General features: G+C 67.4%; 24 protein-coding genes. All 24 read right to left on the bottom strand.

The annotated features are described in order from the left end of the window. Positions 1 to 41: 41 nt before the first annotated feature. Positions 42 to 359 carry a FliM/FliN family flagellar motor switch protein gene (locus tag CAP40_RS14770; protein ID WP_179188213.1) on the bottom strand — a complete coding sequence of 106 codons (318 nt, stop codon included), beginning with the start codon at positions 357 to 359 and terminating at the stop codon, positions 42 to 44. Between the two features lie 8 nt (positions 360 to 367). Next, positions 368 to 1,150 (bottom strand): FliM/FliN family flagellar motor C-terminal domain-containing protein, encoded by a 783-nt coding sequence (locus CAP40_RS14765; protein WP_086130303.1) that lies wholly within the window; start codon positions 1,148 to 1,150, stop codon positions 368 to 370. Further along, complete coding sequence (locus CAP40_RS14760; RefSeq protein ID WP_086130302.1) at positions 1,147 to 2,319, bottom strand: flagellar hook-basal body complex protein; 1,173 nt, start codon at positions 2,317 to 2,319, stop codon at positions 1,147 to 1,149. Before CAP40_RS14760 ends, CAP40_RS14765 begins: the two co-directional genes overlap by 4 nt. A 3-nt stretch (positions 2,320 to 2,322) precedes the next feature. Next, entirely contained in the window at positions 2,323 to 2,766 is a 444-nt protein-coding gene (locus CAP40_RS14755; protein ID WP_086130301.1) for a flagellar hook capping FlgD N-terminal domain-containing protein, read from the bottom strand. After that, positions 2,763 to 3,548, bottom strand: coding sequence for a hypothetical protein (locus tag CAP40_RS14750; RefSeq protein ID WP_144034378.1), 786 nt, complete (start codon positions 3,546 to 3,548; stop codon positions 2,763 to 2,765). The genes CAP40_RS14755 and CAP40_RS14750 overlap by 4 nt, the downstream gene beginning before the upstream one ends. Further along, complete coding sequence (locus CAP40_RS14745) at positions 3,545 to 3,994, bottom strand: hypothetical protein (protein WP_086130299.1); 450 nt, start codon at positions 3,992 to 3,994, stop codon at positions 3,545 to 3,547. The genes CAP40_RS14750 and CAP40_RS14745 overlap by 4 nt, the downstream gene beginning before the upstream one ends. Further along, the gene (locus tag CAP40_RS14740) at positions 3,987 to 5,303 is read right to left on the bottom strand and encodes a FliI/YscN family ATPase (protein WP_086130298.1); all 1,317 of its coding nucleotides are present in this window, start codon (positions 5,301 to 5,303) and stop codon (positions 3,987 to 3,989) included. Before CAP40_RS14740 ends, CAP40_RS14745 begins: the two co-directional genes overlap by 8 nt. Then, entirely contained in the window at positions 5,300 to 5,962 is a 663-nt protein-coding gene (locus tag CAP40_RS14735; RefSeq protein ID WP_086130297.1) for a hypothetical protein, read from the bottom strand. Before CAP40_RS14735 ends, CAP40_RS14740 begins: the two co-directional genes overlap by 4 nt. Continuing rightward, positions 5,959 to 6,309: a hypothetical protein gene (locus CAP40_RS14730; RefSeq protein WP_086130296.1), complete on the bottom strand. Its 351-nt coding sequence runs from the start codon at positions 6,307 to 6,309 to the stop codon at positions 5,959 to 5,961. The genes CAP40_RS14735 and CAP40_RS14730 overlap by 4 nt, the downstream gene beginning before the upstream one ends. Next, the gene (gene fliF, locus CAP40_RS14725) at positions 6,296 to 7,591 is read right to left on the bottom strand and encodes a flagellar basal-body MS-ring/collar protein FliF (RefSeq protein WP_086130295.1); all 1,296 of its coding nucleotides are present in this window, start codon (positions 7,589 to 7,591) and stop codon (positions 6,296 to 6,298) included. Before fliF ends, CAP40_RS14730 begins: the two co-directional genes overlap by 14 nt. A 14-nt stretch (positions 7,592 to 7,605) precedes the next feature. Then, positions 7,606 to 7,929, bottom strand: a complete 324-nt coding sequence (gene fliE / locus CAP40_RS14720) for a flagellar hook-basal body complex protein FliE (RefSeq protein WP_086130294.1) — start codon at positions 7,927 to 7,929, stop codon at positions 7,606 to 7,608. Next, positions 7,926 to 8,348, bottom strand: coding sequence for a flagellar basal body rod protein FlgC (flgC, locus tag CAP40_RS14715; protein WP_086130293.1), 423 nt, complete (start codon positions 8,346 to 8,348; stop codon positions 7,926 to 7,928). Before flgC ends, fliE begins: the two co-directional genes overlap by 4 nt. Before the next feature lies 1 nt (position 8,349). Further along, positions 8,350 to 8,694 carry a hypothetical protein gene (locus CAP40_RS14710; protein WP_086130292.1) on the bottom strand — a complete coding sequence of 115 codons (345 nt, stop codon included), beginning with the start codon at positions 8,692 to 8,694 and terminating at the stop codon, positions 8,350 to 8,352. Between the two features lie 18 nt (positions 8,695 to 8,712). Further along, a complete protein-coding gene (flgI, locus tag CAP40_RS14705) occupies positions 8,713 to 9,789 on the bottom strand; it encodes a flagellar basal body P-ring protein FlgI (RefSeq protein WP_218822156.1) in 1,077 nt (358 codons plus the stop codon). 53 nt (positions 9,790 to 9,842) lie between these two features. Beyond that, complete coding sequence (locus CAP40_RS14700) at positions 9,843 to 10,415, bottom strand: flagellar basal body L-ring protein FlgH (RefSeq protein WP_086130290.1); 573 nt, start codon at positions 10,413 to 10,415, stop codon at positions 9,843 to 9,845. Further along, a complete protein-coding gene (locus CAP40_RS14695) occupies positions 10,412 to 11,089 on the bottom strand; it encodes a hypothetical protein (protein WP_086130289.1) in 678 nt (225 codons plus the stop codon). The genes CAP40_RS14700 and CAP40_RS14695 overlap by 4 nt, the downstream gene beginning before the upstream one ends. A gap of 22 nt (positions 11,090 to 11,111) precedes the next feature. Next, positions 11,112 to 11,882: a flagellar hook-basal body protein gene (locus tag CAP40_RS14690; RefSeq protein ID WP_086130288.1), complete on the bottom strand. Its 771-nt coding sequence runs from the start codon at positions 11,880 to 11,882 to the stop codon at positions 11,112 to 11,114. Further along, positions 11,879 to 12,586, bottom strand: a complete 708-nt coding sequence (locus CAP40_RS14685; RefSeq protein WP_086130287.1) for a flagellar hook-basal body protein — start codon at positions 12,584 to 12,586, stop codon at positions 11,879 to 11,881. The genes CAP40_RS14690 and CAP40_RS14685 overlap by 4 nt, the downstream gene beginning before the upstream one ends. A 279-nt stretch (positions 12,587 to 12,865) precedes the next feature. Further along, on the bottom strand, positions 12,866 to 13,207 hold the full coding sequence (locus tag CAP40_RS14680) for a DUF2185 domain-containing protein (RefSeq protein ID WP_086130286.1): 342 nt from the start codon (positions 13,205 to 13,207) through the stop codon (positions 12,866 to 12,868). Continuing rightward, positions 13,188 to 13,673 (bottom strand): ankyrin repeat domain-containing protein, encoded by a 486-nt coding sequence (locus CAP40_RS14675; protein ID WP_086130285.1) that lies wholly within the window; start codon positions 13,671 to 13,673, stop codon positions 13,188 to 13,190. Before CAP40_RS14675 ends, CAP40_RS14680 begins: the two co-directional genes overlap by 20 nt. Beyond that, complete coding sequence (locus tag CAP40_RS14670) at positions 13,670 to 23,965, bottom strand: GH-E family nuclease (protein WP_086130284.1); 10,296 nt, start codon at positions 23,963 to 23,965, stop codon at positions 13,670 to 13,672. The genes CAP40_RS14675 and CAP40_RS14670 overlap by 4 nt, the downstream gene beginning before the upstream one ends. Before the next feature lie 143 nt (positions 23,966 to 24,108). Further along, complete coding sequence (locus CAP40_RS14665) at positions 24,109 to 24,501, bottom strand: DUF4280 domain-containing protein (RefSeq protein ID WP_086130283.1); 393 nt, start codon at positions 24,499 to 24,501, stop codon at positions 24,109 to 24,111. 6 nt (positions 24,502 to 24,507) lie between these two features. Continuing rightward, on the bottom strand, positions 24,508 to 24,879 hold the full coding sequence (locus CAP40_RS14660) for a hypothetical protein (protein WP_179188206.1): 372 nt from the start codon (positions 24,877 to 24,879) through the stop codon (positions 24,508 to 24,510). A gap of 33 nt (positions 24,880 to 24,912) precedes the next feature. After that, on the bottom strand, positions 24,913 to 25,275 hold the full coding sequence (locus tag CAP40_RS14655; protein ID WP_086130281.1) for a hypothetical protein: 363 nt from the start codon (positions 25,273 to 25,275) through the stop codon (positions 24,913 to 24,915). Positions 25,276 to 25,371: the final 96 nt, after the last annotated feature.

Here is a 25,371-nt window from a genome sequence, read left to right as displayed (position 1 = left end):
GGCATGGACCAGGAATGCCGTCAGACATGCGCATGCTGCACTCAATCGGGCCATTGCGCGATCTCGGTAAGCCGCACGCCGAACTTCTCGCCCACCGCGACCAGTTCCCCGCGCGCCACGGCCACGCCGTTGAGGCGCAGTTCGACCGGCGTGTTGAGCTGCGCATCCAGCGTCACCACCGCGCCGGTGGCCAGGCCGGTCAAGTCGGCGACGGTCATCGGGGCGGCGCCCAGGAACGCCTCGAGCTGGACGCCGACATTCTCGATCAGCTTGCTGCTGACGCGTGCGGGCGCCGGTCGCTCCGGCTTGGCTGCGGCGGGCTGGGTTCCGGCGGACAGGATATCACTCGGTTCGGTCACGGTGCCACTCATCGGGTTGGAGCTTCTATGATTTCGAGCGCGGGACCGCGCTGGCCTTCGACGACGGCACAGCGGCCGCGCGCAAGCGGCACCCCGTCCACCGCGAGCGGCAGGATGTCGTCGGTCGCGCGGTCGAGCACGAGCACGTCGCCGCAGCCGAGCCCGGCGAGATCCGCGACGGTGATATGGCTGCGGCCGAGCAACGCGGAGAGCGACACGGGAATTCCGGCAAGCGCGACGCTGCCGGAGCCGAGCGGCGCGCCGGCCGCCGGCTCGGGCAGCGCCTCCCGCACGAAGCGCGCGAAACAGGGCGCGGACAGCTCGACCAGGAGCGTCAGCCCGCGCGTGGCGGTGACGATCTCGAGCCGGTGTACCGGCCCCTCGCCACGCCCCGCCTCCGACGGATGCCAGACCGGCTTGCCCAGCGCGAGACACTGGACGAGGCGAGACTTGAGGCCGTCCAGGCATTCCTTGCCCAGTGCCTCGAGCAGGGCCAGATCGTGCGCATTGCGCTGACCCGCGGCTGCGGGCACGCCGAGCACCATCGCCCCCAGCGCCATCGGGCCCGCCGGCGGCAGACCGATCGCCACGCCTTCCTCACAGCAATGCCACACCGCCTTGCGCAACTCGGCGCGCGGCGCCGCGATGCGCGCGAGCCCCCCGGCGACGCGCATCGGCTCGCCCGCGAACCATTCGCCCGACCAGCTCTCGACCATGCCGGCGAGCAGGTTCTGGACCGAAGCGGGCGCAAGCGCCCCGTCGGGCAGCCAGGATCGGCAGGGAAGCGTCATCCCTGGCCCCGGATGCCAAAGAGCTGCTGGATCATGTCGTTCGAAACGCTGACGATCTGCGACGAAGCCTGGAAGCCGCGCTGAATCAGGATCAGGTCGCCGAACTGCTTGGACAGATCGACGTTCGAGGCCTCGAGCTGCCTGGCCTTGACCAGACCCACCCGAGGATCGGCGCTGGCAAGATACATGTGCTCGCCGCTGCCATTATAGGTGAACAGGCCGCCATCCTTCTCGACCAGCGACTGGGTATCGCGGAAATCGGCGAGCGCGACGGCGCCGAGGTCGAGCTTCTGCTCGTTCGAATAGGCAAGCTCGAGATTGCCGGTGGCGTTCACCGTAACCGTGGTCAGCGCGCCCACGCCGTGCCCGTCGATCGAGGATGCACGCAGATTGGAGACATCGCCCGAGGAATAGGATTGCACGGCCGAGAAATCCAAGGTCACCTTGAAATTGTTGGTGGTATCCTCGACTTCGATCTTGGCGTTGCTCGGATCGATGATGCTGCCGATGAACTTGAGGTTCTTGGTCGCGACCACGCCCTTCTCGTCGCTGATCTTGACGGTCCAATCGCCGGCAGCCGTGCCCTTTTCGAACTTCGCGCTCCATTTGTGCGAGCCGCCCTTGCTGTCATACACGACCATGTCGTTGATCGTGACTGCGTTGACGGCGGTGTTCGACAGATTGTCCGTGAAGGTGATCGTGGTGCTGCCGAGCGGGGCGCTGGTGCGCTTCTGATCGATCGAAAGGCTCACCGGCCGGCCGGAGGAATCGAGCGTCGCCAGCCGATATTTCGTGCCCGAGAGGACAATGAAGCCCTTGTTGTCCACCTCGAAGCTGCCGGTGCGCGCATAGAGCATCTTGTCACCGTCCATCAGGACGAGGAAGCCGCCGCCGTCGATCGCCAGGTCCAGGTCGCGCCCGGTCTGCCGCAGCTGGCCGGCGCTCAGGTCGAGCCGGCTCTGGCCGATGCCCACGCCGTTGCCGCCGCCATTGCTGTCGGTGTCGTGCGAAAGCCCGCCCTGGCTGCCGCTGCCATAATAGTTCTGGAACGTCACCGTCGAACCCCGGAAGCCCGAAGTGTTGAGATTGGTAACATTGTTGCTGACCTGCTCGAGCCCGCGGGAATAGGCGTTGAGGCCACTGAGGCCGATATAGATGGCACCGAACATGGCTTAGTTCCCCTTCCTGACTTGCGAGATGCTGGCGATCGCGAGGTTGCTGATCGTGCGATTGTCCGCCGTCTTGATCGTGATCCGCGGCGTACCGTTGCTGAAGGTGACCGCGGTTACCGTGCCCGTGAGCGTGGTCGCCCCCGCCGGCACGTCGACCGTGGTGCCGAGCAGGCCGGTCGCCTGGCTGGTCGCCTGGGCCGAGACCAGCGCCTCGAGCCGGTCGTTCATCGTCTGGCTCTGCTGGATCTGCGAGAATTGCGCGAGCTGCGAGACGAACTCGAAATTGTCCATCGGCTTCAGCGGATCCTGATAGGTCAGCTGGGTGAGGATGATCTTCAGCAGCGCATCGAAGCCGAGGCCGAAGGCATCGGTCGCCGCATTGGCGGTGCTGGCATTCTGCTTGCCGCCGTCAGCGGCGCCCACTGGCGCGGTTTGCGCGATCATCGTTCACTCTCCCGTGGCGGCATGGCGTTGATCTGGATCCGGGCGGCGGAAAGCCCGTGGCGGCCGAGCAGCGCGGCGATCTCGTCGCGCAACTGATGGCGTTCCGCTTCGTCCAGCCCCTCGACCCGCGCCGCGATCTGCAAGCCGCTCTCGATCTCGTGCAGTGCCACATGCAGCGCCGAACGCGCGGCGCCGGGCGTGCGATAGGCGCGATGTCGCAGGGGCGCGACGGGATCGGCTGCCTCATTCTCCTCGGTCGCCAGCGGCGCGGCCGCTACGCCGCTCGCCGGCTTGGCGACGATGGTCGCCTGGCCGGGCTTGGCGATGGGCATCCGCGGCCCATGCCCCGCGCCCGATCGCACCATGGTGCCGACCCCGGGGATGGCGGGGAACGCGGCTTCCGGGCGCAGCCCCGCGGCCAGCCCCTCCGGCGGGAGGCCCGGAGCCTGTGCGAGCGTCGACTCCTCTCGCTCGAGCATTACCGCCTGGCCCGGTGTCTTGCTCGCATGGCCGAAAAAGCCATCCTGGTTGAACACGCGCGCAAGCGGCGCGGGCGGTTGCCGCGCCGGGTCCGCACCAACGACATCGGGGGCGAGCAGCGCAGCGTCGGGAACCGGCATAGAAGGCACTTCGGCCAGCGCCGCCTGTTCTGCCGCCAACGCGCCGCCGGCGCCGAGCAGCTGCGCGAACAGGTCGCTCGGCGCCTGCCCGTGCTGCTGGTCGGCGGAATCGCCCCGCCCCTCGGGCGGCATGGGGCCGGTATGCGGGAGAGGTCCAATCATGCTCGCCTCCAGTTCGAAGCTATGCGGTCCGCCAGCGCATCGAGCGCGCGTTCGTCACGGTCGCGGCGGCGCGCGCGGCGGCTGGTGTCGAGCGCACGGTCGGCAAGGCGGCAATGCGCGTCACCGTCGTGCCAATCTCGCTCCGCAACCGCGCACGCCTCGACCATTTGCGCGCGATGCGCCTGGGCGGCAGCGCTCGCCCGGCCGTGCTCGACAAGCTCGGCGGCAAGCGCGCGGGCGAAATCCGGCGCGAAGTCCGCGCTGCCGAGATGCGCGTCCCAGGCCTGGACGGCCGTTTCGGTGCGCAGATCCGCGCGACGCGATGCATCCGCCGCTTCTTGCTCGCGGACCTGCGCCGCGGCCAGTTCCTGATGCGCGGCCATGCGCTGCGCGACGCGGAGCGCCGCGATGTCGGCGAGTGCGCGACGGGTGCGGCGATCATGCATGGCCACTGCTCCCGGCAGCCATGCGCAGGCCCGAAAGCGTATCGGCAAAACCCGAATTCTCGTTCTGCCCCTGGCGCAGGAACGCCATCAGCTTCGCGCGCATCGCGATCGCCTGATCGATCTCGGCATTGGCGCCGTCCTTGTAGACGCCGCTCTCGATCATCACGCGTGCCTCGTCATAGACGCCGAGCTGCGTCACGGCCGTGCGTGCCGCGCCGGCATGCTGGCGCTCCATCAGCCGCGCCGCCTGGCGGCTGATGGAGCGCGACACGTCAATCGCCGGGAAATGGCCGCGCTCCGCGAGCGTGCGCGACAGCACGATATGGCCGTCGAGCAATGATTTCATCACTTCGACGATCGGATCGTCGACATCGTCGGTCTCGCTCAGCACGGTCATCACCGCGGTGATCGCACCGCCGCCGCCGGTGGCGCCGCACCGCTCGACCAGGCGCGGCAGGGCCGCGAAGACATTCGGCGTATAGGCGCGCACCGTCGGCGGCTCCCCGGCGGCGAGGCCGATCTCGCGCAGCGCCATGGCAAGGCGCGTGACCGAATCCACGACCAGCAGCACATGCTCGCCGCGATCGCGCCAATGTTCGGCCAGGCACAGCGCCACATTAGCGGCCCGGGCACGCAATGCCGCCGTTTCGTCGGATGTCGCGGCGACCAGGGTGAAGCGCTCCGCATCGGCGCGGGCGGCAAGCGTGCGCCAGATCGCCTCGACTTCGCGCCCCCGCTCGCCGACCAGACAAAGCACCACGCGATCGCATTCGATCTGCCCCGCGAGCTGCTCGAGCAGGCTGGTCTTGCCCACCCCCGCGGCGGCGAAGATGCCGACGCGCTGCCCCTCGCCCAGCGTCAGCAGTCCGTCGATCGCGCGCAGCCCGGTCTTCACCATGCGCCGGGGCGCCGCACGATCGAGCGGGCGCGGCACCGATCCGGCAAGCGCCGTCCGAGCCTCGACGGCGATTTCCCCTCCGCCATCGAAGGGCCGCCCGAACGCATCGATCGCGCGCCCGGCGAAACCGTCCCCCACCGCTGCCGAGCCGCCGCCGGACAGCGCGGTCACCCGGGCGCCCGGGCGCACCTGACAATTCTGTTCCAGCGGCACCAGGATCAGCCCGGCCTCGTCCACCGCGGCGACTTCGACGCGCACGGCGGCGCCCTCCCCGGCGACTTCGCAAAGGTCACCTACGGTGCAGGCCGGGCCGGTCGCCTCGAAATGGCCATGCGCCACCTTGCGCACGAAGCCGATGGAATGAACCAGCTCCAGATCGCGCAGCCGCTGCAGGAAGGGATGGATGGTCATCCGGCCATCTCGGCCAGCAGCGCCGACAGCGCCTGCCACTGGGTGCGCACGTCGAGATCGACCTGGCCGAGCCGGCATTCGATCCGGCTGGCGCCGGCGCGCAGCGCGCGGTCGGTCTCGACGCGCAGCCCTTCCGTGCCGAGCCCGGCCGAAAGCGCCGCGAGCGCGGCGGCGTCCGGGAAATCCTCCGGACTCACATGGATCGCGATCACGCTCGATCGGCGCAGAGCAGCGAGTTGTCGCGCGATCATCGCCTCCGCCGGAGCGGCCCAGCCCTCGCCTTCGGCGAACATCTTGGCCAGCGCGGCGCGGGCGAGTTCCGGGGCGAGCCGGTCGAGCGACTCCAGCCGCGCGGCGAAATCCGTCCGGGCCTGTTCCAGCCCCTTGCGAACCGCGGCGATCCCGTCGGCCTCACGCCGTTCGGCCTGGGCCAACCCCTCCTGCCGGCCTTCCTCGCGCGCGACGTCCACCGCCCGCTTCGCCGCGGCTTCGTCCTCGCCGCGCTGGCGCTGGAGCCGCTCCACTTCGGCAAGCAATCGCGCGCGTTCGACATCGCGCGGATCCGCCACCGGCGCTTCGCTCGGTTCGACCGGCAAGCGCGAGCCGCCGATGAAGCTGCGCACCGCAATGCCGGCATCGGGCTTGATGAGCATGGTCATGGCAGCCGGCCGCGCGGGCGCAGCAGGCCGCCCATCGCCTGGGCGAGCGAGGCGCCGCGGCCCTGCTCGGGGCGCGGGGCGCCCTTGCCCGCCGGCATCAGGAACGCATCGAGCGCGCGCCGCCCCGCCACGGTGAGCCCGGCATCGCGCGCCTCGAGCCGCGCGGCGATATCGGCGGAATAGGGAGAGACCGGTTCGACGGGCCCGCTCCCGGAAGCGGCGAGCCGGGCACGGACGCGCCGGCGCTCCTCGGCGCCCAATTTTGCGAGCACTGCCCTGCGATCGCCGGCGGACATGCCGCGCAGTTCGTCGATCAGGATATCCAGCCGGGCTTCAGGCAGCAGCATCGCCGGCCTCCTCCGTCATGTTGAGCTGGCGGCGCAGCCGCTGCGCGAACGCCTCCTGCTCGTCGCCGCTCATCCGGGCGCTCGGGCGGCGGAAGCGCCAGATCAGCACTGCTGCCATGGCGACCCCGGCAACCAGCCACAGCCAGATCGGCGGCCAGGCGAAGCCGAAACCCTGGGCCGGCATCGGTGCGGCCGCCATGGGCGCGCCCGCCGCCGCATGGCTGGGCTGCGCGATCGACGGGGAAGATACGGGCTGATCGATCGGCCCGGTCTCGAAGGACAGGCTGTCCCCGGCCTGGTCGTCCAGCCCCGTCGCCTGGACGATGGCATTGCGCGCGATCTGCTGGTCTTCCGAATTGATCGGCGCTTCGCTGATGAACAGGATGCGCATGCGGAAGTTGCGCGCGGATCCTTCGCCCGAAGGCGTCCAGCCGGTGGCAGGAGCCACCGTCGGATCGGCGCCGGCTGCTGTGGCTGCCGGCGGCGCGCCGTTCGGCAGGAGCAGTACCCGGAGGGCAAAGCGCACGCCCGGCATCTGCCGCTCGACCGCGCCGCGCGCCCGTGCCCGATAATAATTCTCGACCGCGCCGCGCTCCTCGATATCGGCGGGGCGTTCGGCGCCCATGGCGCCGTCGACCGCAGGCGGGGGGCTGATCACATGTCCGGCGGCGTCGAGCACCACCACCTTGCCCTCGGGCAGATCGGGGACGGCCGCCGCAACCAGCTGCTGGATGCCGGAGACGCGCGCCGGATCGGCCGTCTGGCCCGGCTTCATCGTGACGGTCACCGCTGCCTTGGGATCGACCCGGTCGCCGCGGAAGAGCGCCTTTTCGGGCAGCGCGAGATGGACGCGCGCCGTCTCCACGCCGTCCATCGCCGTGATGGTGCGGACCAGTTCGCCCTGGAGCGCGCGCTGATAGTTGATCTTCTGCGCGAAGTTGGTGAGCCCCATGTCGGACTTGTTGAACAGCTCGAAGCCGATCTGCCCGCGCGCCGCCGCATCCGACCCGGCGATCGCGACGCGAGTGGCATCGGCCTGCCCCTCCGGCACCAGGATCGTCGCGCCGCCGTCGCGCAGGCGATAGGCGACGCCGCGCTTGTCCAGCTCCGCGACGATCGCAGAGGCGTCGGTCGGGCGCAGCCCCTGGGCGAGCACGACATAGTCGGTGCGCAGGAACAGGAAGTAACCGATCGCGAGCAGCAGCAGGACGAGCCCGAAGACGCCGCCCAACAGGTACAGCTGTCCGCGCGCGGCGGCAGGAGCGGGAGCAGGGTTTTCCATCGGAGATCAGCCGGTCAGAGAGGCATGTTCATGATTTCGCGATAGCCCTCGACGATCCGCGAACGGACCTGCATCGCGAGTTCCACCGAAAGCCGGGCCTGTTCCAGCGCCATGGTGACCTGGTGCACCGGCACCGAATCATCCACGGTGAACTGCTGGACGAGCTTGTCCGCCGTGGCGAGCTTCTGGTCGACGCCGCGCAGCCCGTTCATCAGCACCTCGCCGAAGCCGGCGCCCCCGGCGGGCTGGGCAACCGTCGCGGTCGCCTCGCCCAGGCGCATCGCGAGCGGCGCCGCATCGGCACCGCCGATCGCCGCGATTCCCTCGACCCCGGTCACGACTGCTTGCCCAGCTCGGCCGCGCGCGAATACATTTGCTGCGCAATGCTCATCGCCGTGAGATTGGCCTCATAGGCGCGCGAGGTCTTGATCAGCAGCGTCATTTCGGATGCGTGATCGACATCGGGATAGGTGACGAAGCCATCGGCATCGGCATGCGGGTGGCCGGGCTCATAAACCCGGCGCGTGCCCGCCGCCATCGGCTCGACGCCCAGCACTTCGACGCCGCCGGGCGTCTTGTCGCCGGCCCGCACCAGGTGCTTGAAATCGACTTGCGGCCCCGACAACAGGCGCAGCGGGTGGAAGGGCTGGCCGGAGGCGGTGCGGCTCGTGTTGATGTTGGCGAGGTTCTGCGCGATCACCTGAAGGCGCTGCCACTCGACGTCCAGGCCGGTGCGGCTGATGGCGATGGCGTCCATCTCAACGGCCTCCCGACACGATGGTGCGGGCAAGCTCCATCTGGCGACCGAGGATCGAGAGCAGCGCGCCATAGCGCATCGCGGTCTGCGAGGCGTTGGCGATCTCCAGGTCGAGCCGCATCTCGCTGGCGATGCGCGGCATCGGCTCGAGCTCCACCTTGGGCTCGACGCCGGCGATCGCTCCGCCGCCCTGCGTCGCCGCGCTGCGCAGGCTGTCCTCGAACGTGACGCGGATCGGCCGATAGTTGGGCGAGTTCGCGTTGGCGATGTTCTGCGCCGTCGCCTGGTAGCGCGCGGTAAGCCCGTCGAGCGCCTTGGCGATCAGCGCCGTCGAAATACTCTCCATGTCCCCACCTTCTTCACGCTACTGAACGATGATCTCCGCGTGCAGCGCGCCCGCGGTCTTGATTGCCTGGAGGATGCTGATCATGCGCCGCGTATCGACATGCGCGCGCGACAATGCCTGGACGAGATCGGCAACCGAGGTGTTGGGGAAACGGAACGACTGGTCCCCCACCCCTTGCGCCACTTCGAGCTTGGTATTGGTGACGATCAGACTGCTGACGTCATTGGCGAAGCCGCCATAGAAGCCGCCGGGCTGCGACGCGCTGCGCTCGCCGGTAACCGTCACCTTGATGTCGCCCTGTGCGATCGCGACGCTCGAGATCATCACGTCGCCGCCCGCCACCACCGTGCCGGTGCGCTCGTTGATCACGATGCGCGGCGCGATATCGGGCTCGACCCGGACATTCTCGAGCTGCGCCACGAAGCCAGTCACCTCGGCCGGCGCGCCGGCGAAGCGAATGCGGACCTCGTCGGCATTCTTCGCGAGCGCGGTGCCATAGCCGAACCGCGCGTTGATCTGCTCGGCGATGCGCTGCGACGTCGAGAAGCTCGGGTTCGCGAGCAGGAACGCGACTTCGTTGCCGCCGCGCAGCACCATGGACTCGACCGGCGCCTCGATGGTGCCGCCACCCTGGAGCACCGCCGTCGTCGGATAGTTGCGCTGCTGCTGGTTCAGATCGGCATCGAACCGATAGCCGCCCACCAGCAGCGGCCCTTGCGCAAGGGCATAGGTGCGCTGGTCCGGGCCGAGCAGCGGCGTCATGATCAGCGTGCCGCCCGCCAGACTGCGCGCATCGCCGATCGACGAGACGGTGACGTCGATCCGGTCACCGACATTGGCCGAGGGCGGCAGCACCGCAGTGACCATCACCACCGCGACGTTGCGGCTGCTGAGCTGATCCTCGGTGACGCTGGTGCCCAGGCGGCTCAACACGTTGCGCAGCGCCTGGCGCGTCACCACGCTGCGGCGCGTATCGCCCGACCCGGCCAGGCCGGTGACCAGGCCATAGCCCACCAGCGCATTCTCGCGCCAGCCGTCGAACCTGCCCAGGCTCTTGAGCGGCACCGACTGCGCGACGGCGGGCGCGACCGGCATCGCAAGCGCCAGGACAAGGGCTGCCGTCGCAAATAGGGTTCCGGCGATGCGCATCAGCCCAGCCCCAGCAGCGAGAAGATGCGGTTGAGCAGCCCGGGCTTGGCGCTGCGCGAGACGAAGCCCTTGCCGTCATAGTTGATCTGGGCGTCGGCGATCCGGCTCGAGAGCACGCTGTTGTCGCTGCGGATATCCTCGGGCCGGATGCGCCCGCGCACCGCGATCAGCGTCTTCTCGCCGTTCACGTGGAGGCGCTGCTCGCCGACGATGCGATAGTCGCCATTGGGCAGCACCTGCTCGATCGTGACGCTCAGCTGCGCGACCAGGCGCTCGCTGCGCCGCACTTCGCCGCGCCCGGTATAGCCGCCGCCGAAGGAGAGCTGGCCGCTCTCGTTGATCGAGCCGGCATTGAGCCCACCCGAAACGTCGGTGCTCTTGCGCGTCGCGTTCTGCGTGGTGTTGGAGGCCTCGGCCGCCTGCTGGACGACGACCGTGATCGCGTCGCCCACGCCGCTGGCGCGGCGATCCGCCGCCATGGAGGACCAGTTCCCGCCCCTGTAGAGATCCTGCGCGGCGGCGGGCGCCGCCAGCAGCAGCGCCGCGGCCGCAATCGCCAGCCTGAGGCTCATCGTCCGCCCTCCTTGTCGACCAGCGCAAGCGGCGCGGCGAAGACCTTGCCTTCGCCGTCGCGCACGAACAGGCGTGCGCCCGAGCGGCCGGACTGCATCGTGGTCACCGCGCGCTCGACCGTCACCGGGCCGGCCGCCGAGCGCAGGGTCAGCGGAGTCCCCTTGCCGATCGCGTCGCGCGGAAGCGTCGCCAGCCGCCCGAGATACGCCCCGGCCGGCAGTGCGGCGCGCGTCACCGCCAGCCCATCCCGGTCATAGCGCAACGCCGCCGGCATGGTGCCGCGGCATTCGGCCGCGATCACGTCGCCGGCCTTGACGGCGGCACCCGCCGGAAGCGCGGCCGCGGCGGCGAAGCAGCTGCCGCCAACACGGGCCGGAAGCGCCGCGATCGTCGCGCGTATCCGCACCATCTCCCCCGCCGGCGCGGACACGCGCAGCCCCGGCACCCGACGGCGCACCAATGCGGCGATGTCGCGGGCAGGCAGCGCAAGCGCCGTCGCGCCATGCGGCAGCCGTGCCACCACCAGGTCGGCGACGCGCGCCGGCAACGCGCCCTCGCGTGCGGCGACCAGGTCGCCGACGCGGAGCTGGGCCGAGCGCACCTCGACCATCGGCCTGAGCGCGACATCCCCGGCGGCGCCCCCTGCCGCGGCGACGGCGAGCGCCAACCCCATGACAATTCCCCCTGCCATGTTCCTAGCGCCGAAGACCGTTCGCAATGCCCATCAGCTGATCGGCAGCCTGGACGATCTGGGCATTGGCGGCATAGGCGCGCTGGACGAGCATGAGCCGCACCATTTCGTCGGTCAGCGCGACGTTCGATTGCTCGATCGAACCCTGGACGAGCATCCCGGTGCCGTCTTCACCAGGCACCGCTTCGCTGAGGGCACTGGCGTCGTCGACGCGATAGAGGCCGCCGTCGAGCCGCGAGACCGCCGACGGATCGTTGACGCGAACGAGCTGGATCTGCCCGAGCTCGACCGGATCGGCGCTGTCCGGCACGCGCACGCGCACCACGCCGTCCTTGCCGATCTCGATCGCGCTGGCGTCGCTCGGCACCGTGATCGCGGCGCGCAACGCGACGCCATGACTGGTCGCGAGCTGGCCGTCGTCATTGACTTTGAGCGCACCGCCGCGCCACAGCAGCGTCTGGCCGCCCGGGCCCATCAGCTCGATGAAACCTTGGCCATCGATCGCGACGTCGAGCTGCTGGCCGGTGCGCTCCAGCTGCCCCTGTTCGTTCAGCATGAACTGGGTATCGAGCATCACCCCCGCGACCTCCGCGGGAAGCTGGCGCAGGTCCGGCGTCGCCACGTCAACCGGGCGGCCGGCGACCACGTCCGAAAAACGCAGCTGGACCCGCTTGAACGCCGGCGTGTTCACATTGGCGATGTTGTTGGCGATGCCATCCAGTGCGCGCTGCTGCGTCTGAAGGCCCACCGCTCCCACATAAAAGGCGTCGCTCATCGCGTCTGTCCCAGGCTGGAGATCGCGCGGCCGATCAGATCGTCATAGACCTGCACCAGGCGGGCGCCGCCTTCCGACTGGCGCAGCGCGGTCATCATCGCGACCATTTCGTCGCCCATCTCGACATTCGAGCTTTCCACCATGCCCTGGCGGATCACCGGCCCGCCGACCGTGTCCATCGCGCCGGCCCCGGCCGAGAAATAGGATTCGCCAACCGGTGTCAGCGCCTGCGGATCACTGGCGGCGAACAGCTCGATCCGGGCAACCGGGCGGCCATCCTCGATCACGGTGCCGTCCTGCTGGATGGTCGCCGCCTGGCGATCGAGCACCAGGTCGCCGCCGCCCTGCTGCTGCAGCACATAGCCCTGCGGCGAGACCAGCGTACCGTCCGCGGCGAGCTTGAACTGGCCTTGGCGCGAATAGACCATGCGATCGCCCGCACGGAGCTGGAAGAACCCGTCGCCGCTGATCGCGAGATCGAACGGATTGCGCGTCTCGGTGAGCTTGCCCTGCGCGAAATTGCGGCGGACCGCGACCTCGGGAAGCGGCGTCGCATCGGTCCCCGAAGCCTGGAGCAGCTGCGAAAACCCTATCTGCCGCTTGAAACCGGGCGTGGAGACATTGGCGACATTGTGCGCCGCCACTTCCAGCTTTCTTTCGGACGCACTAAGAATAGCCGTCGCCGCTTCGACGAGCCCCGACATTTCATCCCCCCGTTACTGTCCCGATATGAGACAGTCCGGGATGTCTGCCGTCAAGTGCCTCCGATTAAGAAATATTTCGATGTGTTGCGGCAACGTTTCAACCGCGGAAATCCCGCGATTCGCCGAAATCGCGTTCCATCCCAGACAGCTATAGCTTGTGGCTCCAAGTGCCTTTTGCTGCCATTTCGGTTCATTCTTTTCGGAACAATTCCGTGCCTCGAACCGCGAAACCCCTCCCCCGATTCGCACGCGATGCCGGCCGCCGACGGCTCTGCGCGATCAGTTCTGCGGCTCGCTGACTTCGCGCCAGGGGCCGGTCTGGTCGCGTTCGAACGCACTGCCGATCGCGCTGTCGAGGATCGAGAGGATCGCCGGATCATAGTTTGCGATGGTGTTCACCGCGTAGAAATCATGCCGGGAGGCATCCGCCATGTACGCATCGTCTTCGTCTCCGGCGAAAAACCGCCAGCCGCTATCCGCTCCGTTCATCGGCCGTTCCCGATAGGCATAGCCGATCATCCGGCCCTCAACGGTAACGCGGTCCGTGGCGGTCGCGGCACCCCAGCCGCTGACCAGCGTGACCATATCCTCGGCGGCGATCCTATAGTGTTTTTCTGGCATGCCTCAGCTTCTCGATCAGTTGCGCGTTGCCCATGTCGATCGCCAGGTCGAGCGGCGACTTGCCCGCCCTGTTGCGGGCATCCGGGTCCGCGCCATGGGCAAGGAGCAGGTCGACCAGCGTATGATCGCCCCGCGCGGACATCACCGCGGTCCAGAGCGCGCCGTTGCCGTGCTTGTTCGTCGCGTTGACGTCAGCGCCTGCGCGGATCAGCTTCTCGGCCAGGGGATAATATTGATATTCCATGGCATAGTGGAGCGCCGTGAAACCGGAACGATCGCGATTGTCGAGGTCGACGCCGCGCTCCACCAGCCAGCCCGCCAGCTCGGGCTTGCGGCTGGCGATGGCCTCCTGGAGAGTCGTCTGGCCGATGTCCCCCTTTGCCCGGATGTCGTCGGCAGTGATCCGCGTTTCGATCGCCGGCGCATCGGACCGAATCAGCGTGAAGACGGCCGCCTCGGGTATCATTGGTATCTCCTGCTCCTGTTGGCGCTGGGCGCCTCCGGCTGGTAGTTCCGCGGATCATGATATTCGCGGAGGAACTGCTCGCGACTAATCTGCCCACTCATATACCGATCGTGCAAGGTCTTGTAGTCCTTGCCCGGAAGATGGCCCATGTCCCACTGGCCATTGCGGCCCCGGCTGCGGTCCCAGGTAAGGACCTCGCCGGTATTGGGATCGCGCACCACACCGTCCGGCGAGCGGCGCACCGCATTCTCCCAGACGGTGTCGACCTGGCCGCGCGCATAGCTCGGGCGGCTGCGCGCATAGGGCTTGCGCCCGGTGGTGGGCGTCGGATCGGGCGTGGATACCGGCGTCTCGATCGTCGGTGCGCGACGGACCGCGCCGCGCAGGCGTTGCGCGATGCCCTTTGCGAGCGACGGCAGCGAACGCAGCGTCCCGACAATGTCGCGCGAGCTCAGCCCGAGCTGGATCAGCGTAGCCGCGCCCACCGCGCCGGCGGACGCCTCGGTCGGGTCATATCCCTTGTCGTCATAGCGGTTGCCGACCGCGTCGCTGACATATTGCGTGGCGGCGCCCTGGAGCTGGCCGACAGCCTGGCTGATGAAGAACTTGGCCGGCCCGCCGAAATACCAGGTTGCCGCATCCGCGGTATAGCCGGCGACCGTCACGCCGATCCGCAACCAGGGGCGCGAATCGATGACTTCGCCGATCCGCTGCGCCTTGTCGCCGACGATGCTTACCGCACTGTCCACCGCGACGACGCCGAGCGCCGCCCCCTGGCGCGTGCCGTCGGTGGGCAGGTCCTCGTTACGATATCCGATGACGACGATGGTCTGGAGGATCTGGCCGGTCTGCGGATCCACGGTCGGCGGGGCATTGTTCTGCGCGTTCTGATCGGCGATCTGCGCATCGTATCGCGCGGGATCATAGCCCCGCCCGCCGGACCGAAGCGCCTCGTTGATCTGCGCGTCGCTATAGCCTGACGCGCGGCCGGCGATCGTCGCCAGCGTGCGCTTGTTGGCGGCGAGCCGGCTCAGCGCGCCTTCGCGCCGTGCCTCATAGTCGCCGATGGTCTCGTTCCGGCCCTGCGGACGGGCATAGTCGTCCGAGATCCTCGGTGCGTCGAGATAGGCGGCCCGGACCTCGGCGAGTTGATCCTTGTCGGTGATGCCATATTCCGCGGCGAACCGCTGGGTTTCCGACTCGGCATATTCGATCCGCGCCTGTTCCTTGGTGCTGGTGACGCCGTTGAACAGGATGTCGCCGATCGTTTGCGCGATGACGTCGGGGAGCGCGGCGACCACCGCGTCGCCGAAGCTCGTGCCCTCGATCGCGCTGCGCGTCGCGGCATTGGCGATGGTGCTCGCCGCGCCCTGGGCGAAGTTGACGAGATAGTTGCCGATCGAATTGTTCTGGCTGATCGGCTCCACGCCCATCCACTTGCCGGCCTGATAGCCGACCGCCGCGCCCACGCCGGCGGCCGCGACACCCGCCCAGCTGAACTTGTCCTGCAAGCCGGTGGCGACGCCGATGCCCTGGGTGATCGCGCTGCCGGCGGCGCCGCGCGCCGCGGCGCCGATGATCCCGCCGCCGCCAAATGCCTCGTTCAGGCCGCCCGAGACCAGCGAGCCGATCGCGGCCATGCCGACTGCCTTCCAGCTGAACTTGTCCTGGATGCCCGTCGCGACGCCGATGCCCTGGCTGACGATCGAGCCGATCGCCGCGGCCCCCGCGCCGATGGCCAGCCCGCCGGCTACGCCGGCCGCGCCGATCAGGCCGCCGCCGACGACGGTGGTGATCCCCGCACCCACGCTGGTCGCCAGGCCGGCAGCCGCCAGCGCGGCGCCCGCGGTCACCACGGTGACTGCGATCGCCACCACCGCCAGGATGATCGCGCCGAAGACGCCGCACTTGTTCTTCTTCTGCTGCTGCGGCTGCGGCGTCGACGGGGTTACGTCGCCGATCGCCTCGCCCGGATTATAGGGCTTGAGTCCCGAGGCGTTGTAGCTCGACTTCACCACGCCGCTCGGCAGCGTCAACGTCCGTCCCTCGACGAGCGCGGAAGCGCCGGTCAGGCCGTTCGCCTCCGCCAGGCGATACCAGAGGTTGGAGTCGCCATAGATGGAGAGCGCGATGCCCTGGAGCGTGTCGCCGGCCCGCACGGTGTAGCTGCCGCCCGACGAACCCTGGCTATAGCTGTTGATCGGATCGTAGCTGTTGGCGAACTCCGCGTAGGAGCTGCCATAGCTCGCGCCGTTGCGGAACGCGCCCGGCGTGGTCGGCGAGACGGTCTGGCGCTCGCTGATCGACTGCGCGGTCGACACGTCGTTGGTGCCGTTGTTGCCGACATAGCCCAGCTGGCGCCCGTTGAAGCGGTACCAGATCTCGTGCGGATCGCCGTTGGACCAGTTATAGTCCTGTTCGTCCCGGCGAATGATCTGCCCCTCGCCGTTCATCTTGAAGGTGACGTTGCGCGCACGCGCATCGCCGACATAGAGCGATGTCAGCTGGCCGAGCCCATTATAATAGAAGCTCGTGTAATAAGTGGTCGACTGGCCGGTATTCGGCTTGTGCGCGATCTGCGACTGCACCGCGCCGTCCCACCAGGTATAGCTGTTGGTAGTCAGCGTATCGGGCGCATTGGCGTTGTTGTTGTCGCGATAGTTGATCGTCGAGACACTCAGCACCGAACCCAGCGCATAGTTGGTCCCATAGCCATAGTCGTAATAGCTGTACGACTGATAGGTGTGCCCGTCATACTTCTTGGTCGACGTGCTCTCGTAGGTGACCTGGCCCTTGTTGTTGTAGCCGACATTGCGGCTATAGGCGATCGCCGAGCCGTACGCCTCATAGTCGTTCTGCTGGGTCATGTGGCCGAGCAGGTCGTAATAGAAGCGCGAGCGCACCGTGCCGGTCGCGGGCGCCGCGGGGATCGTCCCGGGCGGCGTCGCGACGCCGGTGTTATAGTCATAGTCCTCGGAGACATAGCCGCCGGTCGAGGTCTGGATCTCGTAGATGCGGCCGGCGCTGTTGTAGATATAATTCTCGCGGCTCTCATAATAGCTGCCCGCGTAGTAATAGCCCCATTCATAGTCGTAATAGCCGGGCGAATATTCCGTCCGCATCACGGCGATGCGCTGGCCGGCGAGGTCGTACAATATGTCCTGGCCGCCGCCGGTGCCGTACACCGCTTCGCCACGGACGATCTGGCCGCCGCGCAGCGTGCCCTTGTCGGTGACCACCCGGCCCATGCTGTCGTAGCGGAACCAATAGTCGCTGGTCGTCGAATAGGACGAGACATTGCCCTGGTAGTCGAGCGTCCGATACGTCGCCGTGGTGCGGCGAACATTGCCGTTCGCATCATATTCATAGGCGATGTTCGCCGCGGGCATCGTCGCCGTACCCGCCTCGGCGAACGTCTTCAGCCGGCCCAGCGCGTCATAAGTGACGCTCGAATTCTGCAGCGTCGCCGAAGTGGTGTAGTAGCTCTCGTCGACCCAGTAGCTGTTGGTCACATATCCGTAATAGGGGTCATATTCCTCGTACCAGTAGCCCGGCGAATAATAGCCCGCTTCCTCGCTGGTCTGCTCGGTCAGGCGCTGGCCCAGCTTGTCGTAGCTGTAGGTGGAGACCGTCCGCGCCCAGCTGGTGTTCACCTGCGGATTGGGGGTGCCGACGATCGTCTGGCCGACCATGCCGGTATTGAGATAATTATAGGTCGTATAGAGCCCGCCCGTGCCCACCTGGCTCAGCCGGCCCGAGATGTCGTAGCTGTAGCTCCAGACATGCCCGCCAAGGTCGGTCTTGGCGGTGGTGCGGTTGAATACGTCCTTGCTTTCGACGAGCGTCTTGCCGTTGGCGTAGGTCGTGACCTGGGTCCAGCCGCCGAAGGTGCCGATCCCGCTGGTCGAGATGCCGCCATTCCAGGAATAGCTGGCCGTGGTGAGGTCGCCGCCGAACGCCAGCTGGCTGGTCACCCGGCCGAGCGCATCATATTCGGTCAGCGCCTTTTCGGGCGTGTAGCCGATGATCGGCGTGTAATATTCCCAATGGCCCCCGCCGCCATAATAGCCGCCATAGGGATCATAGGGATCCTCGACCCAATAGGATTCCTCCGGACCGTAGATCGGGTTCTGATAGAGGTTGTTCCATGCCTGGATGCGCTGGCCCAGCCCGTCATAGGCATAGTTCTCCACCAGGCCGCCATAATGCGAAACGCCGGTGACGCGGCTCATCGCGTCATAATCCTGGGTGGTGACGCGGCCGATCTGGTCGGTGATGCGCCGCGTATCGCCATGGATGTCATAGGCGTTGGCGATCTTACCGCCATCGGCCGCGAAGCTGGTGACGACCAGCGCCTGGCTCACGCCATAGCCGGTGCCGGCGAGCAGGCTCCGCGTCGACAGGTTGCTGTTCGCGTCGCGCCCGCCGATCAGGCGGCCGCTCAGGTCGTAATAATAATATTCGGTGGGCCGGACGCTCTGCTGGGCGCCGTTCTCGAGCGTGATCGAAACGGTCGGGCTCTCGCTCTTCGTCAGCTTGCCCATGGTGTTGTAGGTATAGGTGAGCGTCGCCCCGAGCGCGTTCGTCTCGCTCGCGATCTCGCCGAACGCATTGTAGCCGCGCGCAGTGACGAACTGGTCGCTGGCCGAAGCGCTCAGCTGGCGCCCCTCCTCCACCACCTGCACCGCGAGGTTGCGCTTGTCGTAGCTCGTATAGGTGGCGTTGACCGTCGACAGGCCGACCAGCGAGAGTGCGCCCAGGAAGGACTGGCCGGCCAGGTTCGTCCCGGCCGAGGTGATCGCGACGGTCTGGTTGCCGTTGCGATCATAGCCGAAGAACTTCCAGACGCCGTCCCCCGAATTGGTCGCGGTCAGGCGGCCGGCATTGTCATACTGGTTCTCGGTCTGCCAAAGCCCGTTGACCCCGTTCCGCGAGACTTGGCCATAGCTGTTATACTGGGTCTGGCTATAGTCGATCATCGCGAAGCCGCTGCCGTTCCAGGTGGCGACGCCCTGGAACACCTTGCGGCCGGCAAGGTCGTAGCGTGACGCGATGGCGTCGGTGACGGCCCCGCCCGCCGCGGTGGCGCGCGTATAGCTTTCCTTCTTCACCCGGCCCGCGACGTCATAGGCATAATAGCGGCTGAAGCCGGACGCGTCGGTCGTGCTCGCCAGGCGCCCGTCGGCGCCGTAGCTGTAGGTCGTCACGCGCGCCGCCGCGTTGGTCGCCCCGGATTGCACGGTGCGCGACAGGTTGCCCAGGCCGTCATAGAGATATTGGGTGGTCGGCGAGACCCATTGGCCGTTGAAGTCGACAAAGGCCGAGCGCGTCTCCACGCCCAGCCGGCCCGCGCCGTCATAGCCGTAGAAGGTCTGGTCGCCGCTCGCCTCGGTCTTGCGGACCACCTGCCCCAGGCCGTTGTAGAGATATTGCACGATCGCGGTGCCGCTGACCGAGCTCAGCGCGCCATTGCCCGCATTGACCGAATAGGCCTCGACCGAGAGCCGCGCCTCCCAGGTGCGATTGCCCTGGCGGTCATACCCATATTGGGTGACCCGGTCGGCACCCGAGGTGCCCACGCCCGGCGCGCCGCCCAGCGACGCCGCGCCGGCATAGCGCGTGGCGTAGCGGCGCTCCTCGGTGACATTGTTGTCGGGATCATAGCCCCAGCTCGTCAGATAGCCTTCGGCATCGAGCTGCCCGGTCTTGCGGCCGAGCGCGTCGTACCAGCTATAGGTCTCGCCGCCATTGGGATCGACGACCTTCTTGAGGTTGCCAACGCCGTCATAGGTATAGCTGGTGGTGAGATTCGCCGCGGCATAGCCGGTCGCGTAGCTTCCGGTAACGACGTTCAGCACCTGGCTCGAGCTCATGCGGCCGAGCGCGTCATAGTTGAACAGAGTCTCGCGATAGCCGGTCGCGGGCGGCGACGGCGGTGCGCTGCCGACGCTCCCCGGCAGGGCGATCGAGCCCGCATAGACGCGGTTCGACTTTACGTTGCCCGCGGCATCATAGGTGAAGCTCGAATAGCTGTTCTCGCTGGCCGAGGTCTGGCGGATCTCGACCGTCTTGCGATTGAGCGCGTCATAGTAGAACAGCCGGCGCGCACCCGCGACGTCGATCATTTCCTTGACGTTGCCGCGCAGATCGTAACGGATCGTCTCGACCGGAGTGACCGTCGACACCGTGACGAGATCGTCGGCGATCACCGAGACCGCGTCGCCGCGCGTCTCGATCAGCCGATCGTTCTTGTCGAAACCATAGGTCGTGGTGCGGCGGTTGGAGAGATTGTCGGCCTCCACCACCTTGGTGCGATTGCCGCGCGCGTCATATTCATAGCGGTTGACGACGGTCGAGCTGGTGAGGTTGCCCGCGGCGTCATAGGTGGGCTTGGGCAGCGTCTCGGTAAGGACCCGGCCGAGGCGATCATGGGTATAGGTCGTCGCCGCCCCGGCGACGGCGCTGTCGGTCGACGATTTCGCCGTGACCGAGATCCGGTTGCCGAGCCCGTCATAGCTGTAGGTTTCGAAGAAGCCCATCGCATCGGTGGTGCGCAGGAGCCGGCCCAGCTTGTCGTAGAGGAAGCTGGTGGTGGCATCCTCGGTGCCGTTCGCGGCCACCGACGGTGGCGTCGCCATGGCGGCGGCCCCGGTCACCTGGTTGAAGCGGCGGGTCAGGCTCGCCTTCTCGCCAAAGGCGGTATAGCTGGTTTCGGTCAGGTAGTTGCCGGCATCGCGCGTCTGCGTGATCCGCCCGAGCCGATCGTACCAGCTATAGCTCGAATAGCCCAGCGCATCGGTGGCCTTCCAGGCCTGGCCGAAGGCATTATATTCGTAGCTGGAGACACCGCCCAGCGCATCCGTCTGCGTCTTGAGCTGGCCGAGCTTGTCATAGGTGAAATTGGTGACGTTGCCATTGGGATCCGTCGCCTGGATCCGATTGCCGAGACCGTCATAGGCATAGCTGGTCGTCGACGCCTGCGCGGTGCCCCAGGCGCGAACCTCGGTGACGACCCGCCCGGCGGCGTCATAGCCATAGGCGGTGATCACCTGGTCACCCGTGCCATAGGCATCGTACCGGGCGTTGAGCTTGCCGGTCGCGGTATAGTCGTACAGCGTCAGGACGCCGAGCGCGTCATACTCGGTGTAGAGCATGCCGTCGGGGTGATAGCCGTAGCTGTGCGCGGCATAGTCGCCCGCCCCCGCCGTCGCCGCATCGACCTGGCCGATCGTCGTCGCGTTCGAAACGCTGATCCGGTTGTTCCAGAGGATGCTGGCCGTGACCTTGCCCGAGGCGCTGTAATCGGTCCGCGAGACGAAGCCTTCGGCATTCACGACATAGCGGGCCTCGCCGCGCGCCGTGTACCAGGTGCGGGTGATCCGATCGGAAGCACCTCCGGCGTTGTTGCCCGACCATCCGTTCATCGTGGCGACGGACGGGAGCGAGCCGGTCACGTATCTGGCCGCATATTGGACCGAGCGGATCACCTGTCCGCTCGTATCGTAGCTCAGCCCGGCGACACCGCCATCGGCATCGAGCGAGAAGGCGAGCCGGCCCGCCGCGTCATAGACCGACCAGCTGGTACGGTTGTCGGCGTTGCCCGCCAGCGAAGCGGTGAGCGCCTTGACATTGTCATAGGTATAGTCGCCGGTCGCGGCCATTGCCGCCGCATATTGCACCGTGCTGGTTCGCAGGCCTGCCGCGTCATAGCCATAGGCGGTGACCTGGTTGAGCCCGTCCACGGCATAGCGGAGCAGCCCCTGGCCGTCATAGACGTACCGCACCACGCGGTCGCTGGCCGAACTGCCGACGTTCGCCACCAGGTCATTGAAGCTGCCCGCCGCGCGCAATCCCGCGGCGGTGACGTTGTACGATGCGATCTCCGCGACCTTGTTGCCCGCCTTGTCATAGACGTTGCGGACCAGGAAGCCCTCTCCGTCCAGCCTGCCGAGCAGGCGGCCGTCCCGGTCGTAGAAGCTGCGCGTGATCGCATCGGCGGCACCCGGCGCGGGGATGTCGGTGAGCAGCGGCGGAGTGGTCTTGAAGCCGGCGATCTGCCCTGCGGTCAGCCTGGCGGCATAGGCGGTGGTGCCGACCAGGCGACCGGACTTGTCATAGGCCATGGTCGCCACGCTGCCGTCGCCGGCGATCGAGGCGACGACCTGGCCCAGCTTGTCATAGACCGACCAGCTCCACAGGTCCGCGCCCGACGCGCCCGGACGGATGGCGCCGACATCGAACACGCTGTCCGGATTCTGGAGGATGGCCAGCTGGCCGGCGGTCAGGCGCGTCGCGTAGCGCGTGGTCGAGACGATGCGATCGTTCGCATCGTAACGATACTCGGTCATGTCGCCATAATGGTTGACGTCGGCGATCAGCCGGCCCGCCTTGTCATAGGCGGAATAGCGGCTGAGCCCCGCCGCATCGGTAGCGATCCGCACCCGGCCCAGCTTGTCGTACTGGCTGGCGGCGGTCCCGCCCGCGACATAGCTGCCGCTGTCGGTCAGGCTGACCAGATCGCCTGCCTTGTTGTAGGTGGAGGTCGACACATAGCCCGAAGCGAGCGTGACCGTCGTGGTCGTCGCCGTGTCGTTGAAGACGAAGCTGGTGGTACCGCCGTTGATGTCCGCCGAGGCGGTTATGCGGCCCATTCCGTCATAGACGAAGGTCTCGGCGACCTGCCCCTCGTTGCTGCGCGCGAGCAGCCGGCCCGCCTGGTCATAGGTGTAGTAGGTGCGCCTCGCGCCCTCCGCCGCCGATTCCGCGCCTCCGGCGCTGGCGATCCCGAAGCTGCGCGTCGAGGTCATGCTCCCGCGCGCATCATAGGTATTCAGGGTGATCTGGGTCGACGACCGGTCGGCCAGGCCGTTGCGCCAGGCGTCCATCGTCGCTTCGCTGAGCGCGCCGGCACCGACGCCGTAGCTGTGCTCGGGATATTCGATCTTGTACTGGAGCTCGCCCGCCGCCGTATAGCGGAACTCGGTCACATAGCCTTCGCCGCTGACGGCATATCGCAGATGGTTCCTGGCATCATAGGCGAAACGGCTGGTAATGCTGACGGCGGCACCGCTCGCGTCCGACGCGGTGCGGGTCTCGGTCAGCAGCTCGTTCTTGCTGCCATAGGTGCGGGTGACGACGTTCCCCAGCACATCGGTGGCGGTGAGCACATTGCCGTTGCCGTCATAGGTGTAGCTCGCCGAATTGCCCGACGCGTCGACGGTGCTGATCAGGTCGCCATTGGCGTTGTAGCCGAACTGCACGACCTGCTGCGCGGCGCCGCTCGAGGCGGGCGGCGCGGTGATCCTGGTGAGGTTGCCGGCCGCGTCATAGTCTAGCCGGGTCACTTGCCCGGTCGCGTCGGTTATCGTGGTGTAGCCGGCATAATAAGCGAGCGTCGTCACGCGGTTGACGCCCGAGCTGGCGAGCTGGGTCAGCGTCGCGACACGGCCCGATCCGTCATAGGTGACGGTCAGGCTCGAGCCGTCCTTCTGGGTGATGCTGTTGACGCGGCCGGCGCCGTCATAGCCATAGCTCGTCCAGTAGGAATCGGCATCGCTGGGCAGGGCATTGTCGGCCGGGGTGAGATCGGTGCGGACCTTGGTCAACTGCGCGCCGCTATATTCGTACCAGACGCGCGACAGCGTCTTGGAAAGGCCCGTCGCCAGATCGGTATAGCCGGTGGTGACTTTGGTGATGTTATAGCCGGACCAGCTATATTGCACCCAGGCGCCGTCCGCCGTGGTCGCCTTGTCGAGCTTGTCGCCGACATAGGTGTAGGTGATCGCGTTGAGATCGGTATCGCCTTCCCAGACGATGCGGCCGCCGTTCAGCTCATCATATTTCTCGACGCGCTGGGTGTCGCCATCGGTCCAGATCCACTGGCTGCCCGACTTGACGATCTGGTCGTACGCGCCGGCGCCTTCCTTCGAGACATAGGCCGAGCGCGCGGCGTCCCAGGTATAGATCGTCTCGCTGCCATCGGCCGAGACGCGGCGCACGGTCGTCCCCGAGACCGCCGTCACGCGCCGGTCGGTGCTCTGGCGCCACTTGTCGTTATTGTCGTCGTCGGCGGTCGCCTGGCTGTTGAAGGCACGACCGATCGCGACATCGGGGCCGCGGCCGACGAGATATTCGTCCTGGCGCGAGATCAGCAGGTTGCCGTTCGCGGCGTTGACGAGGACATTGTCGCCCCCACGCCCCTGCACTGCGCTGCCGAGCAGACCCGACCCGCCCAGAACCGAGCCCGATCCACGCTCCAAGCCTGTGCCGGCACCCGTGAAGATCGCAACCATCCGCCCCTCCAAATCGCCGCGACGGCAGTCCCTCGCTGCCGCCCGTGATCTGGTAGTCGGAGGAATTTCGCTGGTGTTTAGAGGACTTGCCCCGTTTCGGCTTCATCTCTTCGCAAGGCTGAAGCCATGCGAGGCCGGCGCGCTCAGGAATTGGTGATCGCGCTTTCCTGCCCGGGCTCGTCGATCTCGATCTCGCCCAGCCAGTCGCACAGGCACATCGAGCCGGTGCACAGGGCCGGCATCCCTTCGAGCAGCACCTCCGGCGCGCCGGGGAACCAGGGCGAGGTCGTCACCGGGATACACGGCATCGGCGTCAGCACACCTTCCGCCAGCGCAGTCGCGGTCGCCACCTCGGGATTGGCCAAGCTGGAGCACAGCCCGAAGCTGGGGATGTTCTCCAGCGGCACGAAGTCGAAGATCGTCGCCAGCGGCAACATGTCGGCGAACACGGGCACCTCTGGCGGCACGATCATCGGCATCGGCGCGCTGCCGAAGCTGCACGACAGCACCGCACCCAGGCTGACCAGCTGCGGCATCCAGGCCTAGTCGGCGACGATGCCGCTGAGCGTCAGCGCATTGCCCGTGGTGAGGATCTGGGTCTCCGGCCCGTTCGCCGTGGGCCAGGTGATCGTCGCCGGGCCGCCATGTGCCGACGGCACGAGATTGTCGAGCGTCACCGTCGGGTCCTCCCCGTTCCAGGACAGCGTGAGCGCCAGGGTCCCGACGAACGCGCCCCCGCTCGGAGTGGCGAAGGTGACCTGCGCGGGATGGACCGTCATGTTGGTGAAGCCCATGACATCGGCCAGGGCGCCGCGGACGCTCTCCAGCGCGAGGACCGCCTGGCCCAGTATGACCTGGACCAGGTTGGTCGAGGCGACGCCCCCGGCGAAGTTGATCGTCACTTGCGCATCCACCGGGGGCCTCCCTTGTTCGAGGTGCTTCGCGGCTCAGCTCGCGAAGTTGTTCAGCGTGATCGGATCGCCCGACATCACCGTCTGGGTCTGCAGGCCGTTCGGGGTCGGCCAGGTCACCGTCACGGTGCCCGCGAAGTTGGTGACCTCGAGCGTCGGCGAGTTGCTACCCGTCTGATGGACCGGCGTCACCACGGCGGCGGTGAACGAAGTGCCCGACTCGACGTTGAAGTTGATCGCGCCCGACGTGATGTAGAGCGAGGTGAAGCTGATCGTACCCGCCATCGACAGCGAGCTCGTGGTGTCGAGCGCGAAGGTGCCGTTGGTGATCAGGATCTGCGACGTCGTCGTCGTCAGCGTGGCGTTCTGGAAGTTGATCGTGATCGTGCTCATGGCCATGACGCGTTTCCTTTCTCAGATTCACAAGTGGCGATGGTTTCGAGACTGATTCCGCGGATCGCCCCCACGCGGAGTCTACAGGTAGGTCGCAGGCAT

Origin of the sequence: Sphingomonas sp. IBVSS2 (genome assembly GCF_002127225.1) — a bacterium.
Taxonomy (GTDB): domain Bacteria; phylum Pseudomonadota; class Alphaproteobacteria; order Sphingomonadales; family Sphingomonadaceae; genus Sphingomonas.
Note: the sequence above shows the minus strand (reverse complement) of the source record. Positions and strands in the feature narration are given on the sequence as shown.

What these genes read in the sequence shown, in the direction of transcription:
- CAP40_RS14765 (WP_086130303.1), bottom strand. Translation starts at nt 1,150, where the DNA reads ATGACGCTTCCCTGCCGATCCTGGCTGCCCGACGGGGCGCTTGCGCCC.
- CAP40_RS14760 (WP_086130302.1), bottom strand. Translation starts at nt 2,319, where the DNA reads ATGTTCGGTGCCATCTATATCGGCCTCAGTGGCCTCAACGCCTATTCC.
- CAP40_RS14755 (WP_086130301.1), bottom strand. Translation starts at nt 2,766, where the DNA reads ATGATCGCGCAAACCGCGCCAGTGGGCGCCGCTGACGGCGGCAAGCAG.
- CAP40_RS14750 (WP_144034378.1), bottom strand. Translation starts at nt 3,548, where the DNA reads ATGATTGGACCTCTCCCGCATACCGGCCCCATGCCGCCCGAGGGGCGG.
- CAP40_RS14745 (WP_086130299.1), bottom strand. Translation starts at nt 3,994, where the DNA reads ATGCATGATCGCCGCACCCGTCGCGCACTCGCCGACATCGCGGCGCTC.
- CAP40_RS14740 (WP_086130298.1), bottom strand. Translation starts at nt 5,303, where the DNA reads ATGACCATCCATCCCTTCCTGCAGCGGCTGCGCGATCTGGAGCTGGTT.
- CAP40_RS14735 (WP_086130297.1), bottom strand. Translation starts at nt 5,962, where the DNA reads ATGACCATGCTCATCAAGCCCGATGCCGGCATTGCGGTGCGCAGCTTC.
- CAP40_RS14730 (WP_086130296.1), bottom strand. Translation starts at nt 6,309, where the DNA reads ATGCTGCTGCCTGAAGCCCGGCTGGATATCCTGATCGACGAACTGCGC.
- fliF (WP_086130295.1), bottom strand. Translation starts at nt 7,591, where the DNA reads ATGGAAAACCCTGCTCCCGCTCCTGCCGCCGCGCGCGGACAGCTGTAC.
- flgC (WP_086130293.1), bottom strand. Translation starts at nt 8,348, where the DNA reads ATGGACGCCATCGCCATCAGCCGCACCGGCCTGGACGTCGAGTGGCAG.
- CAP40_RS14710 (WP_086130292.1), bottom strand. Translation starts at nt 8,694, where the DNA reads ATGGAGAGTATTTCGACGGCGCTGATCGCCAAGGCGCTCGACGGGCTT.
- flgI (WP_218822156.1), bottom strand. Translation starts at nt 9,789, where the DNA reads ATGCCGGTCGCGCCCGCCGTCGCGCAGTCGGTGCCGCTCAAGAGCCTG.
- CAP40_RS14700 (WP_086130290.1), bottom strand. Translation starts at nt 10,415, where the DNA reads ATGAGCCTCAGGCTGGCGATTGCGGCCGCGGCGCTGCTGCTGGCGGCG.
- CAP40_RS14695 (WP_086130289.1), bottom strand. Translation starts at nt 11,089, where the DNA reads ATGGGGTTGGCGCTCGCCGTCGCCGCGGCAGGGGGCGCCGCCGGGGAT.
- CAP40_RS14690 (WP_086130288.1), bottom strand. Translation starts at nt 11,882, where the DNA reads ATGAGCGACGCCTTTTATGTGGGAGCGGTGGGCCTTCAGACGCAGCAG.
- CAP40_RS14685 (WP_086130287.1), bottom strand. Translation starts at nt 12,586, where the DNA reads ATGTCGGGGCTCGTCGAAGCGGCGACGGCTATTCTTAGTGCGTCCGAA.
- CAP40_RS14680 (WP_086130286.1), bottom strand. Translation starts at nt 13,207, where the DNA reads ATGCCAGAAAAACACTATAGGATCGCCGCCGAGGATATGGTCACGCTG.
- CAP40_RS14675 (WP_086130285.1), bottom strand. Translation starts at nt 13,673, where the DNA reads ATGATACCCGAGGCGGCCGTCTTCACGCTGATTCGGTCCGATGCGCCG.
- CAP40_RS14670 (WP_086130284.1), bottom strand. Translation starts at nt 23,965, where the DNA reads ATGGTTGCGATCTTCACGGGTGCCGGCACAGGCTTGGAGCGTGGATCG.
- CAP40_RS14665 (WP_086130283.1), bottom strand. Translation starts at nt 24,501, where the DNA reads ATGCCGCAGCTGGTCAGCCTGGGTGCGGTGCTGTCGTGCAGCTTCGGC.
- CAP40_RS14655 (WP_086130281.1), bottom strand. Translation starts at nt 25,275, where the DNA reads ATGGCCATGAGCACGATCACGATCAACTTCCAGAACGCCACGCTGACG.